At 63.2% G+C, this 13617-nt stretch carries 8 protein-coding genes and 3 pseudogenes; 7 read left to right on the forward strand and 4 right to left on the reverse strand.

Annotated elements, in window-relative coordinates:
• Nucleotides 1–71: 71 nt before the first annotated feature.
• From pheS to ihfA, 3 genes and pseudogenes are all read left to right on the forward strand, one after another.
• Nucleotides 72–1090: pseudogene (pheS, locus tag Q427_RS23300) on the forward strand (phenylalanine--tRNA ligase subunit alpha).
• Between the two features lie 43 nt (nt 1091–1133).
• Nucleotides 1134–3513, forward strand: a pseudogene (gene pheT / locus Q427_RS23305) (phenylalanine--tRNA ligase subunit beta).
• A gap of 102 nt (nt 3514–3615) precedes the next feature.
• Nucleotides 3616–3921 carry an integration host factor subunit alpha gene (ihfA, locus tag Q427_RS23310; protein WP_043517633.1) on the forward strand — a complete coding sequence of 102 codons (306 nt, stop codon included), beginning with the start codon at nt 3616–3618 and terminating at the stop codon, nt 3919–3921.
• A gap of 52 nt (nt 3922–3973) precedes the next feature.
• Here the strand turns inward: ihfA and Q427_RS23315 are convergent, their stop codons facing one another.
• Nucleotides 3974–4180: a DUF2788 domain-containing protein gene (locus Q427_RS23315; protein WP_043517635.1), complete on the reverse strand. Its 207-nt coding sequence runs from the start codon at nt 4178–4180 to the stop codon at nt 3974–3976.
• 141 nt (nt 4181–4321) lie between these two features.
• Between Q427_RS23315 and Q427_RS23320 the strand changes: the two genes are divergently transcribed.
• Complete coding sequence (locus Q427_RS23320) at nt 4322–4786, forward strand: flavodoxin domain-containing protein (RefSeq protein ID WP_043517637.1); 465 nt, start codon at nt 4322–4324, stop codon at nt 4784–4786.
• On the forward strand, nt 4786–5157 hold the full coding sequence (locus Q427_RS23325; protein ID WP_043517638.1) for a hypothetical protein: 372 nt from the start codon (nt 4786–4788) through the stop codon (nt 5155–5157). Before Q427_RS23320 ends, Q427_RS23325 begins: the two co-directional genes overlap by 1 nt.
• Before the next feature lie 618 nt (nt 5158–5775).
• Here the strand turns inward: Q427_RS23325 and ppnN are convergent.
• Nucleotides 5776–7140, reverse strand: a complete 1365-nt coding sequence (gene ppnN, locus Q427_RS23330; protein ID WP_043517640.1) for a nucleotide 5'-monophosphate nucleosidase PpnN — start codon at nt 7138–7140, stop codon at nt 5776–5778.
• Nucleotides 7141–7318: 178 nt separating this feature from the next.
• On the opposite strand from ppnN, the gene Q427_RS23335 reads away from it, so the two are divergent.
• Nucleotides 7319–8233: a LysR family transcriptional regulator gene (locus tag Q427_RS23335; protein ID WP_043517669.1), complete on the forward strand. Its 915-nt coding sequence runs from the start codon at nt 7319–7321 to the stop codon at nt 8231–8233.
• 79 nt (nt 8234–8312) lie between these two features.
• Here the strand turns inward: Q427_RS23335 and gcvP are convergent.
• Nucleotides 8313–11203 (reverse strand): annotated as a pseudogene (gene gcvP / locus Q427_RS23340) (aminomethyl-transferring glycine dehydrogenase).
• Between the two features lie 65 nt (nt 11204–11268).
• Complete coding sequence (gene gcvH, locus Q427_RS23345; protein WP_043517642.1) at nt 11269–11658, reverse strand: glycine cleavage system protein GcvH; 390 nt, start codon at nt 11656–11658, stop codon at nt 11269–11271.
• A 538-nt stretch (nt 11659–12196) separates the two neighbouring features.
• On the opposite strand from gcvH, the gene Q427_RS23350 reads away from it, so the two are divergent.
• Complete coding sequence (locus tag Q427_RS23350; RefSeq protein ID WP_043517644.1) at nt 12197–13603, forward strand: alanine/glycine:cation symporter family protein; 1407 nt, start codon at nt 12197–12199, stop codon at nt 13601–13603.
• The last annotated feature ends 14 nt before the right edge of the window (nt 13604–13617 follow it).

Consider the following 13617-nt stretch of genomic DNA (forward strand, 5'->3'; position numbering starts at 1 on the left):
TCCCCTGTTTTTTTGTCGATCGAAACTCGACGTTTCTTTCAGCCAAGATCAATGATTTCGGAGCTCAACGGATGGACCATCTACCGACACTGGTCACCGAGGCCCGTCAAGCCATCCAGGCCGCCGAGAGTATCGCGGCGCTCGATGAACTGCGGGTGCGCTATCTCGGCAAGAAGGGCGAGATCACCGCCCAGCTAAAGGGGCTGGGCAAGCTGCCGGCCGATGAGCGTCCCGCAGCAGGCGAGCGCATCAACCAGGCAAAGCAGGCGCTGAACCAGGAGCTCGACGAGCGCCGGCAGGCACTGAGCAAGGCCGCGCTGGAAGCTCAGCTGGCCGCAGAGCGCATCGACGTGACGCTGCCCGGTCGTGGCCAGCCCAGCGGTGGGCTGCATCCGGTGACACTCACCCTGGAGCGCATCGAAGGGCTCTTCACCCGGATCGGCTACGACGTTGCCGTGGGGCCGGAGATCGAGGACGACTACCACAACTTCGAAGCCCTGAACATTCCCGCCCACCACCCGCGCGGGGCATGGCCGACACCTTCTATTTCGATGCCACTCGACTGCTGCGCACGCACACGTCGCCGGTCCAGGTGCGCACCATGAAGGAGCAGTCGCCACCGATTCGCATCGTCTGCCCGGGGCGGGTCTATCGCAGCGATTCCGACCTGACCCATACGCCGATGTTCCATCAGGTAGAGGGGCTGCTGGTCGACGAGGATGTCAGCTTTGCCGATCTCAAGGGCACCATCGAGGACTTCCTGCACGCCTTCTTCGAGCGTGACGATCTCTCGGTGCGTTTCCGGCCTTCCTATTTTCCCTTTACCGAGCCTTCGGCAGAGGTCGATATCCAGTGCGTTATGTGCAGCGGTGAAGGCTGTCGCGTCTGCTCCCACAGCGGCTGGCTGGAGGTGATGGGCTGCGGCATGGTTCATCCGGAGGTGTTCCGCCATTCCGGCATCGATGCGGAGCGCTACAAGGGGTTCGCCTTCGGCATGGGAGCCGAGCGCCTGGCCATGCTGCGCTATGGCGTCAATGACCTGCGACTGTTCTTCGAGAACGATCTGCGCTTTCTGCGCCAGTTCGCCTGATCGGGCGGCGTTACATGAACTTCGGCAGAACACAGGATAAGTCATGAAATTTTCCGAACAGTGGCTGCGTGAGTGGGTCTCGCCGCAGCTGGGCGTCCAGGCGCTGGCCGACCAGATCACCATGGCCGGGCTTGAGGTGGATGCCATCGAGCCGGTGGCGGCGATCTTCAGCGGCGTTGTCATCGCCGAGGTGGTGTCCAAGGCGCCGCATCCGGATGCCGACAAGCTCAATGTCTGTCAGGTGCTGGATGGCAGCGGTGAGCCGGTCCAGGTGGTCTGTGGCGCAGCCAATGTGGCGGTCGGCCAGAAGGTGCCCTTCGCCCGCGTCGGTGCCGTGCTCCCCGGCGACTTCAACATCAAGAAGGCCAAGCTGCGTGGCCAGGAGTCCCGGGGCATGATCTGCTCCGCCTCGGAGCTGGGCCTGGAGGAGGAGACCTCGCCGGGGATTCTCGAGCTGCCGCTGGAGGCGCCGGTGGGGGATGATTTCCGCGCCTGGATGGGTCTCGACGACAACACCATCGAAGTGGACCTGACGCCCAACCGCGGTGACTGCCTGAGTCTCAAGGGGCTGGCCCGGGAAGTGGGTGTACTAAACCGGCTGCCGGTGGTGTCGCCGGACGTGACGCCGATACCGGCGACCCATGAGGAGACCTTCCCGGTTCGTGTCGAGGATGCCGAGCGCTGCCCGCGCTACATCGGGCGCTTGATCAAGGGGGTCGATGTCACAGCTGCTACGCCACTATGGATGGTCGAGCGACTGCGCCGCAGTGGCGTGCGCTCCATCGATCCGGTGGTCGACATCACCAACTACGTGATGCTCGAGCTGGGCCAGCCGCTGCATGCCTTCGATCGTGACAACCTGCATGACGGCGTTGTCGTGCGCCTGGCCCGTGAGGGTGAGCGGCTGGTGCTGCTCGATGGGCAGGAGATCACCCTGGGTGCCTCGACGCTGGTGATTGCCGATGAACGTGGCCCGCTGGCCATTGCCGGTGTCATGGGAGGTGAGGACTCGGGTGTCAGTCCCGAAACGCGGGACATTTTCCTGGAGGCGGCCTACTTCTCGCCCCTGGCCATTGCCGGCAGGCACGTGGCTATGGCCTGCATACCGATGCATCCCACCGCTTCGAGCGGGGTGTCGACCCGCAACTGACGGTGGATGCCATCGAGCGGGCCACGGCGCTGCTGCTGCAGATCACCGGGGGTGAGCCGGGCCCGCTGGTCGACGCCACAAGCCAGGCGCAGCTGCCCGGTGAGCGTGTGGTGACGCTGCGGGCTGCCCGTCTCGAACAGGCGCTGGTCAAGCAGCTGCCGCGGGAGGAGGTCACCGACATTCTCCAGCGACTGGGGATGGCGGTGGATACCACTGAGTCCGGTTGGCAGACTCGCGTGCCTAGCTGGCGTTTCGATATTGCCATCGAGGAGGACCTGATCGAGGAAATCGCGCGGATTCACGGCTATAACCAGCTGCCGGTGCGTCGTCCTTCCGCGCGGCTGGCGCTGCGCCCGGACCATGAGGCGCGCACTCCGCTGGGGCGCTTGCGCCGGCAGATGGTGGCCCGGGGCTACCAGGAGGCGGTGACCTACAGCTTCGTGGCACCTGAACTCCAGCAGGCGATGCTGCCCGACGCGGTATCGCCCAGGCTGGCAAACCCCATCTCCAGCGACCTCTCGGTGATGCGTGCGAGCCTCTTTCCAGGGCTGGTGAGAGCCCTGGAACATAACCTGAATCGGCAGCAGAATCGTGTTCGGCTGTTCGAGGCGGGCCTTGTCTTCCGGGGGGATCTGGATGATCTGCAACAAACGCCGATGCTTGGCGGGCTGGCCTGCGGTACCCGCGAGCCGGAGGGCTGGGCCGGTGGTCGCGACAAGGTGGATTTCTTCGACATCAAGGGCGACCTGGAAAGCCTGATCGCCATGGGTGGCGAGCCGGAGGCCTGGCGTTTCGAGCCTGGTGAGCACCCTTCGCTGCACCCGGGCCAGAGCGCGCGTGTCCTCTATCGTGGGGAGCGGTCGGCTGGATCGGTGCATTGCACCCGGGGGTCAAGGCGGAGCTGGGGATCAAGACCGATGCGCTACTCTTCGAAGTGCGCCAGGATGCCCTGGTCCGTGGCGTACTGCCGACCTTCGTGCCGCTTTCCCGCTACCCGGAAGTGCGCCGTGACCTGGCTTTCCTGGTCAAGGCGGACCTGCCGGTCCAGGCGCTGCTCGACTGCGTACGGGGAAAGGCCGGTCAATGGCTGGAAGAACTGCGACTTTTCGATGTCTACCAGGGCAAGGGCGTTACAGCTGGATACAAAAGCGTCGCCTTGGGCTTGACCTGGCAGCATCCTTCGCGCACGCTGAATGACGAGGAAATCAATCAGTTGGTCGATGCCATTGTCGCCGAATCGCATCAACACCTGGGGGCTGAGCTGCGCGGATGACCTTTCCGATCGTGATTGGAGGAGGGCGTTTACGCAGTTCGCGAATCAGGTGGATGCCGAATGCCCGGCGGCGGGCTGGACCGCCACTCTGAAGGAGTAGACATGGGAGCGTTGACCAAGGCGGAACTGGCCGAACACCTTCATGCCGAGCTGGGGTTGACCAAGCGGGAAGCCAAGTCGATGGTGGAGGCCTTCTTCGAGGAAATTCGGGCCTGCCTGCGTGAGAACGAGCAGGTCAAGCTGTCCGGTTTCGGCAATTTCGATCTGCGGGACAAGCGCGAACGCCCGGGGCGAAACCCGAAGACGGGCGAGGAGATTCCCATTTCGGCTCGCCGTGTGGTGACTTTCCGTCCTGGCCAGAAACTGAAGAGCCAGGTCGAGCGCTTCGAGGGGCCGCTGCCCAGCTGAGCGACGATGGTCCGATGCCACCCAGCGGGTGGCATCGGCCGTTCTGGATCACTCAGACGCTGCCGCGTTCGATGAACCAGGTGATGACGACTTTCAACAGATAGCCGAGAATGCCGGCACCCAGCACCACGAACAGCATGATGGTGCCGAATCGCCCGGCCTGGGATTGCTTGGCCAGATCCCAGATAATGAAGCTCATGAACAGGACCAGGCCACCGATCATGATCGGTGTGATCCAGGCTTCGAAGGTCTGCAGCATGTCGCCTCCTTGGCATAATGTCCGACTATTATACTCGGACATTCCCCCGGCTGCATGTGATCCCATGTCGGAAGCGTGCCGGTTTCGAAGCCGTTCGAGCTATGCTAATATCCGACCAAAATACTCAGGTATACCCTCGACATGCCAATGCTGAAGATCCTTGTAGGAACCATGTATGGTGGCGCGCTCGATGTCGCCGAACAGGTCAAGCCGCTGTTTGAGTCGGCCGGCTATGAGGTGGATATCCTCGAGCAGCCGACAGTGTCGGACTTGACCGATTCCCCCACCGATCTTGCGCTCTTCTGTGTCTCGACTACCGGTAGTGGGGACTTCCCCGGCAACTTCGTCCCCTTCGCCCGTGGTCTCGATGAGCAGTGCCCCGGGCTCACTGACCTGCGTTACGGCGTGATTGCGCTGGGCGACAGTTCCTATGGGGAAACCTTCTGCGGTGCCGGTCGTCAGCTGGATGAGATGCTGCAGGGGCTGGGTGCCACTCGCCTGGGAGACCGCCTGGAGGTCGACGCCATGGAAACCTTCATGGCCGATGATGCGGCGATTCCCTGGGTGGAAGAATGGATCGACGCCCAGCAGTTGAAGGTGGCCTGATGGGCGCCACGCCGACAGCAGAGCGGCTCAGCATCATGCTGGGCCTGCTGGTGCTGATGCTCTCCACCATACCGCGTTACCTGGCGGGCGGGCACGACAACCGCCTGACGATGATCATGCTCGCCCTGGTCGCCGTTGCGGCAGTCACGGTGGTGCACTGGCGCATGCTGGAAGTGAGCGAGCGTCGCCGTCTGCCGATGTTGCTCAAGCGCTTCGGCATCTCGTTGCTCGCCGGCCTGGGCGTGATGGGTGCCTGGCACGCCCTGATGACCGACTGGATCAGCTGGCAGCTGATCATCGCCCACGCTACCACGGCTGGGTTGTTGCTGCATGTGCTGTGGCTCTGGTGGCGGCCCTCGGAAACCGGCTAGACGCCGCGGCCTCCGCCATATGAGAAAAAATTGTAGGAGCATCTTCAGATCGCGACTGGAGGCCGCAGGCCTCCCCGGCGGTGTTGCCCGACGCCGGTGGTTACAACCGACGTTGCAGCCTCCGCCGAGGCGCCTGACGGCGCCAGTCGTGCGATAAATCGTCCTCCTACAGCTGTTTGTTCCTGCCATGTTGGGCGATTGCCACCCTGTCGGAGCATCTTTAGATCGCGACTGGAGGCCGTAGGCCTCCCCGGTGGTGTTGCCGAGGTTGGCGGTTACCATTGACGTCAAAGCCTCCGCCGAGGCGCCTATCGGCGCCAGTCGCGATGGGGACCAGCGCTCCGACAATGATGTTCTCCACCAGCGCTGCCTCACCATCTTGTAGGAGGAATCTTTAGATCACGACTGGAGGCGCAAGCCTCCCGGCGGTGTTGCCCGACGGCTGTGGTTACCATCGACGCTGCAGCCTCCGCCGAGGCGCCTATCGGCGCCAGTCGCGATGGGGGCCAGCGCTCCAACAGCTGTTTTCTCCACCGACGGTGCTACGAGGTTGTCGGAGGAAGCTTCAGCTCACGACTGGAGACCGAAGGGCTCCCGGCGGTGTTCCCGAGACGGGCGCTATACCAACCGATAGCAGGGCACGTACTCCCGACCTGGCAGTTTCATGCGCCCCTGCGTCACAAAGGAGCTCAGCAGTTCGTCCAGCCGCCGCATCAGTTCCGGTTCGGCGTGCAGGGAGAAGGGGCCCTTCGCCTCGATGGCGCGAATGCCGTTCTCCTTGACGTTGCCGGCGACGATTCCGGAAAACGCTCGGCGCAGGTTGGCGGCGAGTTCGTGAACCGGCTGATCCCTGTGCAGGGCGAGACCACCCATGGCTTCGTGGGTCGGCTCGAAGGTCTCCTGGAAGTTCCGGGCAATGGTCAGGCGCCAGTTGTAGTGGAAGGCATCCTGATGTTCGCGGCGGAAATCGGTGACCGCGTCGATACCCTTGCGCATGGCGCGGGCCACTTCGGTGGGATTATCGACAATGATGCGATACTTGCTGCGCACCTGTTCTCCCAGGGTGTAGACCAGGAATTCGTCGATACGCTTGAAGTAGTCCTCGGCACTGGCCGGCCCGGTGAAGATGACCGGCATCTTCATGTCGTCATTCTCCGGGTGGAGCAGGATGCCCAGCAGATAGAGGATTTCCTCGGCCGTGCCGACCCCACCGGGGAAGACGATGATGCCGTGGCCGAGGCGAATGAAGGCTTCCAGGCGCTTCTCGATGTCGGGCATCACCACGAGTTCATTGACCAGCGGATTGGGGGCCTCGGCGGCAATGATGCCGGGTTCTGAGATGCCGAGATAGCGGCCATTGTGGATACGCTGCTTGGCATGGGCCAGGTTGGCCCCTTTCATCGGCCCCTTCATGGCACCCGGCCCGCAGCCGGTGCAGATGTCGAGCTCCCGCAGCCCCAGGTGATAGCCGACATCCTTGGTGTACTCGTACTCCTCGCGGGCGATGGAGTGCCCGCCCCAGCATACGACGATGCTGGGGTCGCGGCCCGGCTTCATGGTACCGGCCTTGCGCAGGATGTGGAAAACGGCGTTGGTGGTGCCCTCGGCCGTGGTGAGGTCGAAGCGCGAATGGCGCTGGATCTCGTTGTAGACGTAGACGATGTCGCGCAGCACCGATGAGAGGTGCTCGCGGATACCGCGGATCATCTTGCCGTCGACGAAGGCCTCAGCCGGGGCGTTGGTGACCTTGAGGCGAATGCCGCGATCCTGCTGAATCACTTCGATATCGAAGTCGTGGTAGGTTTCCATCAGCACCAGGCTGTCGTCCGTCATGCTGCCGGAGCTGAGCACCGCCAGGGCGCAGCGGCGCAGCAGGTCATGCAGGCCCGCCTTGGAGGTGTCGCGCAGCCGGTTGACTTCATGCTGGGAGAGTACTTCCAGGCTACCCAGGGGTGAAACGGTGCTGGAAATGGTGTCGGGCATGTACGGTCCTTGTCAGGTCAGGTTGGCGCGTCCTCTCCCGGGGAGAGGGCCGCCGGATAAGGTGTGGTCACTTCAGGAATGCTACCACGGGCTTGCCGCTGGGCGCAGCGCTGCGCGGGTTCTCCGGTGCTGATAGAATGGCGCCTATCAGGCCTTGGTCGAATCGCAAGCGATGCCCATGTTCAACGCTCAATATTTTCGCACCTTCATTACGCTGGTCGAGACCGGCAGCTTTACGCGTACCGCCCAGCGCCTGGAAATGACCCAGCCCGGCGTCAGCCAGCACGTGCGCAAGCTGGAGCACTACCTCGACAAGCCGTTGCTGGAGCGTAACGGTCGTCGCTTTGCATTGACCGAGGCCGGCCGGCGCGCCTATGACTACGGGCTGCGCTTGTTCACCGAGCACGAGCAGTTCCGCCACTCCCTGGATGACGAGGCCCTGGATACGGGGGAGTGTCGTATCGGTTCGCCGGGTAGCGTAGGGTTGATGTTGTATCCCTATATCCTGGGACAGCAGCAGATGTATCCGGGCCTCACGGTCAGTTACAGCTTCGCTTTCAGTCACGAGATCGTCACCGACGTGCTGGATGGTCGACACGACCTGGGTATCATCACCGAGCCGGTTCGCCATCCGGAGCTGGACTGTTCGCATTGGCATCAGGAGCCGCTTTGCCTGGTGGTTCCCGCTGACTTCACCGGGACCACGCTCACCGAGCTGATGGGTATCGGCTTCATCAACTACTCCGATGGCGTCAATCATGCCGGCGCTCTGCTGCGCAGCAACTTTCCCGACGAGTTTCGCTCCATGAGCCAGTTCCGGCGACAGGGCTACACCAATGAAGTGGCCATGGTGCTGGATGCGGTGGCGCGCGGGCTCGGCTTCACGGTGGTCTCGCGCCTGGTGCTCGAGACTTCCCCCTGGCAGCGGCAGGTCAAGGAGCTCGACCTGCCGGTGGTGGAGCACGAATCGCTACACCTGATCACCCGCAGCAGTGCCCGGGTGCCCCGTCGTTATGAGCGCCTGCTGGAGGGATTTCGTGAGCAACGGTTGCGGGAGCGCTTTGGGTATAGTGATGGTGCGCCGGCCATATGAGGTGTTGAAAGCCCCTGCTCTTGAACGCAATCGACCCGCCATTGGCGGGTCGATTGCATGAGGGCGGGGCTAGGCCCGGTCAGTCGCGGTACTCGTCGATGCTCGGGCAGGAGCAGATCAGCTGCCGATCGCCGAAGACGTTGTCGACGCGGTTGACCGCCGGCCATACCTTGGCGGCCTTGACCGCGTCGGAGGGGAAGGCGCCGAGCTCCCGGGCATAGGGGCGATTCCAGCGTCGTCCATCAGGTCGGCCATGGTGTGGGGCGCATGGACCAGCGGGTTGTCATCCGCCGGCCAGTCACCACGCTCCACCGCCGCGATCTCCTTGCGAATGCTGATCATCGCATCGCAGAAACGATCGATCTCGTAGCGGGACTCCGACTCGGTGGGTTCGACCATCAGGGTGCCGGGCACCGGGAAGGACATGGTCGGGGCGTGGAAGCCGTAGTCCATGAGGCGCTTGGCAATATCCTCTTCGCTGATGCCGGAGGCCGTCTTGATGGTGCGGATATCGATGATGCACTCATGGGCCACGGTGCCGTTGACACCCCGATACAACACCGGATAGTGCGCCTCGAGCCGCCTGGCCACATAGTTGGCGTTGAGGATGGCGAGCTCGGTGGCCTCACGCAGGCCGCGGGCGCCCATCATCTTGATATAGGCCCATGATATCGGCAGGATCGAGCGCTGCCGAATGCCGCCGCCGAGACGGCGCCGCAGTCGGCATTGACGCCGGCGATCGGGGTGACTACATGGTTGGAGACGTAGGGCGCCAGGTGTGCCTTGACCCCGATGGGACCCATGCCCGGGCCGCCGCCACCATGGGGGATACAGAAGGTCTTGTGGAGGTTCAGGTGCGAGACATCGCCGCCGAAGTCGCCGGGACGGGAAAGGCCGACCTGGGCGTTCATGTTGGCGCCGTCGATATACACCTGTCCGCCGTGCCGATGGACGATGGCACAGGCTTCCCGCACGCCTTCCTCGAACACGCCGTGGGTGGAGGGGTAGGTGAGCATGATCGCCGAGAGATCGTCGCCGTGCTGGGCGGCTTGGCGCGAAGGTCCTCGAGGTCGATGTTGCCGTCGCTGTCGCACTCCACTACGACGACTTTCATATGGGCCATGGCCGCCGAGGCGGGGTTTGTACCGTGTGCAGAGCTGGGGATCAGGCAGATGTTGCGATGGCCCTGGCCTTCGGCCTGCTGGTATCGCCGAATGGCCACCAGCCCGGCATATTCGCCCTGGGCGCCGGAGTTGGGCTGCATCGAGATATGTTCGTAGCCGGTGATCTCCACCAGGAAGGCGGCCAGTTCGTCGATCATCTGCTGGTAGCCGGCCACCTGGTTGCGCGGGGCAAACGGGTGGATCTGCCCGAATTCCGGCCAGGTGATGGGGATCATCTCGCTGGTGGCATTCAGCTTCATGGTGCATGAGCCAGCGGGATCATGGCATGGGTCAGCGACAGGTCCTTGTTCTCCAGCCGCTTGAGATAGCGCAGCATCTCGGTCTCGCTGCGATAGCGCTGGAAGGTCGGGTGGTCGAGGAAGCCCGACTCGCGGCGGCAGGCGGCCGGGATACCGCTACTGCCCCCGTTGACCACAGCTTCATCCAGGGCGGTGACCGAGAGCCCGTGCTCTTCATCCAGGAGCACATCGAAGAGGGTGTCGAGATCGTGGGCGGTGGTGGTCTCGTCGAGGCTGACGCCGATGTCGCCATTGTCGAAATAGCGCAGGTTGATCTCGTGGGTCATGGCACGACCGTGGACCTTGCCGGCATCGATGCCGGTCAGACGCAGGGTATCGAACCAGCTGTCATGGCCTAGCCTCACGCCCTTGCTGGTCACGCCCTCGGCGAGGATGGTGGTCAGGCGATGAATGCGAGTGGCGATGGTGGTGAGCCCCTCGGCACCATGGTAGACGGCGTAGAAGCCCGCCATGTTGGCCAGCAGGGCCTGGGCGGTACAGATGTTGGAGGTGGCCTTCTCGCGACGGATGTGCTGCTCGCGGGTCTGCATGGCCATGCGCAGGGCGGTGTTGCCGCGAGAGTCCCTGGAGACCCCGATGATACGTCCAGGGATGGAGCGCTTGAGCTTGTCGGTGGTGGCGAAGAAGGCGGCGTGGGGGCCGCCGAAGCCCATGGGGACGCCGAAGCGCTGGCTGCTGCCCACCACGATGTCGGCGCCCAGGGCCCCCGGTTCCTTGAGCAGCACCAGGCTCATGAGATCGGCAGCCACGCAGGTCATCACGCCATTCTCCCGCGCCGTGGCAAGCAGCGGCGCCAGGTCGCGGATCTCGCCACTCTGGCTCGGGTACTGGAGCAGGGCGCCGAAGACATCATGTTCGGCCAGGCTGTCGGCGGCGTCGACGACCAGCTCGAAGCCGAAGTAGTGGGCGCGGGTGCGTACCACGTCCAGGGTCTGCGGCAGCACGTCATCGGCGACGAAGAAGGCGTTGCTCTTCGACTTCCTGTTGGCGCGGTGGCACAGCGCCATGGCCTCGGCCGCCGCGGTGGCCTCATCCAGCAGCGAGGCGTTGGCCAGCTCCATGCCGGTGAGATCCATCACCATCTGCTGGAAGTTCAGCAGGCCTTCGAGTCGACCCTGGGCTATCTCCGGCTGATAGGGGGTGTAAGCGGTGTACCAGCCGGGGTTCTCGAGCACGTTGCGCTGGATCACGGCCGGCACGTGGGTGTTGTAGTAGCCCTGGCCGATATAGGTCTTGAACACCTTGTTCTGGCGTGCCAGCCGCTTCAGGTAGTCCAGCGCCTCGGCTTCACTGCGCGGTGGGTCGAGATCCAGCTCCCGGCCCAGGCGAATGTCCGCTGGCACCGTGCGCTCGATCAGGGCGTCGAGGCTTTCCATTTCCATCGACGCCAGCATGGCAGCAACGTCATCGGTACCGGGTCCGTTGTGGCGCCGGATGAAGGCGTCATGATCGGCCAGTTCGGCCAGGCGGCGATTGTCGAAAGCCATGGAGCACCCTGTCATAAGATGAGAATGAGCCCGGCCGCGGGGCCGGGAGCTGGAGCGGCTGGTTATCAGTCTTCGGCGATAGCGGCCTGATAGGCGTCGGCGTCGAGCAGGTCTTCGAGGCTGGTGGCGTCCTCGATGCGCACCTTCATGATCCATCCGCCTTCGTAGGGCGCTTCGTTCACCGTTTCAGGGGTGTCTTCCAGGGTTTCGTTGACGGCGACGATCTCGCCGGCCACCGGGGCATAGAGGTCGGAGGCAGCCTTTACCGATTCGATCACCCCAAACTCATCGCCCTTTGCCAGGGTGCGGCCGACCTCGGGGAGTTCCACGAAGACCACGTCGCCCAGGGCTTCCTGAGCATGGTCGGTGATGCCGATGGTGACGGTGCCGTCGCCATTGTCCATCACCCATTCATGGCTATTGTTGTAGCGCAGGTTGGCGGGAATCGTGCTCATGATGGTTTTCCTATACGAAAAAGGTTTCTGAACGCTTGAATGCTAACGCCATTAGGGCCGTTTGGCGAGTCCCTGTGCCTGTCTGATGCCCCGGCCCGGTGATCCGTACCGGTAGCCCGGGTCAGCAAGCAACACGTGCCCGCTGGGGGGACAGGGTTCTGGTGCGCTGCGTTCCAATCGCATCCGATGTTAACCGATTCCACGATTAGACAGCGCCTTCAGCGCTCACTAGCCTGTAGCCAGGCCTGCAAGTTTCGCTCTCATGCCAGCACGTCAATCCACGGGCGGCGGTAGAGAGTAGACGCTTGTTTCCGATAGGAAACACGCGGTACGCTTGCGCTCCAGCGGCATGAGCGGTTTCGAAAGCGGACCTTTCGACAGACTGGCGCATTCATGGTGGATTCCGCTATGGTACGCCGGTTTGTGCTGCTGATCGTTCAAGTCGGCTGCTACTTGCCAGATTAACATTGGCAACTATACGTGCGAATTGCACATCGGCAGCCCCAACAACAAATCCATACAACAGAGGGAAACGTGCGTGGAAACCTTGACAGCAATATTCACGGCCATCAACAGCGTGGTCTGGGGCCCGCTGATGCTGATTCTGCTGCTGGGCGTCGGCCTGTACCTGCAGCTCGGCCTGAAATTCATGCCTATCCGCAAGCTGGGCATCGGCTTCAAGCTGATGTGGCAGGGGCGCGAGGCCAAGCCGGCACCAGGCGAAAAGAAGCGTGCGGAAGAGGAGGGTGAGATATCCCCCTTCAACGCCTTGATGACGGCACTTTCCGCCACGATCGGCACGGGTAACATTGCCGGGGTGGCAACGGCCATTGCCCTGGGCGGTCCCGGGGCGATCTTCTGGATGTGGATCACGGCTCTGGTCGGCATGGCAACCAAGTTTGCCGAAGCGGTGCTGGCGGTTCGCTTTCGCGAGACCGACAGTCTCGGCTTTCACGTCGGCGGGCCGATGTTCTACATCAAGAATGGCCTGGGCAAGAAGTGGCTCTGGCTAGGCGGTGCCTTTGCCTTCTTCGGCGCCGTCGCCGCCTTCGGTATCGGCAACACCGTGCAGTCCAACTCTGTCGCGGACGCGCTGGATTCGACCTTCAATATCCCGCACTGGCTGACAGGTGTGGTGATCATGGTCCTGGCCGGGGCGGTCATCCTGGGCGGTATCAAGCGTATCGCCAAGGTGGCGGGCAAGCTGGTGCCGGTCATGGGCATCCTCTATATCCTGGCGGGGCTGCTCGTCCTGGTCGTCAATGCGGGACAGATCGGCGATGCCTTCGGCCTGATCTTCTACTACGCCTTCAACCCCCATGCGGCGGCGGGCGGGTTCGCCGGCGCGGCCGTGATGGCGGCCATCCGCTTTGGTGTGGCGCGCGGCATCTTTTCCAACGAGGCCGGCCTGGGGAGTGCGCCAATCGCCCATGCCGCCGCCAAGACCAAGAACCCCGTCCGCCAGGGCTTGATCGCCATGCTGGGCACCTTCATCGATACGATCATCGTCTGCACCATCACGGCACTGGTGATCCTGACGTCCACGGTGTGGATCGAGGGCGAGCAGGGCGCTTCGTTGACAGCGCTCTCCTTCGATGCGGCCCTGCCGGGCTTTGGCAACCAGATCGTCTCGGTGGCGCTGGCGGTGTTTGCCTTCACCACCATCCTGGGTTGGTCCTTCTATGGTGAGAAGTGCTTCCAGTTCCTGTTCGGCACGCGCTCGATCATGCTCTATCGCACGCTGTTCGTGCTGGCCATCCCTCTGGGGGCAATGGCGCAGCTGGGCTTGATCTGGCTGATGGCCGATACCTTCAATGCCATGATGGCGATACCCAACCTGATCGCCCTGGCACTGCTCTCGCCGGTGGTGTTCAAGGTGACCCGTGACTATTTCGATGGCAAGGAGGTCCTGCCGGGAGAGGATCTCGACCACGGTCAGCACTGACATCGGGAACCGGC

It is taken from the genome of Halomonas sp. BC04 (assembly GCF_000568385.1).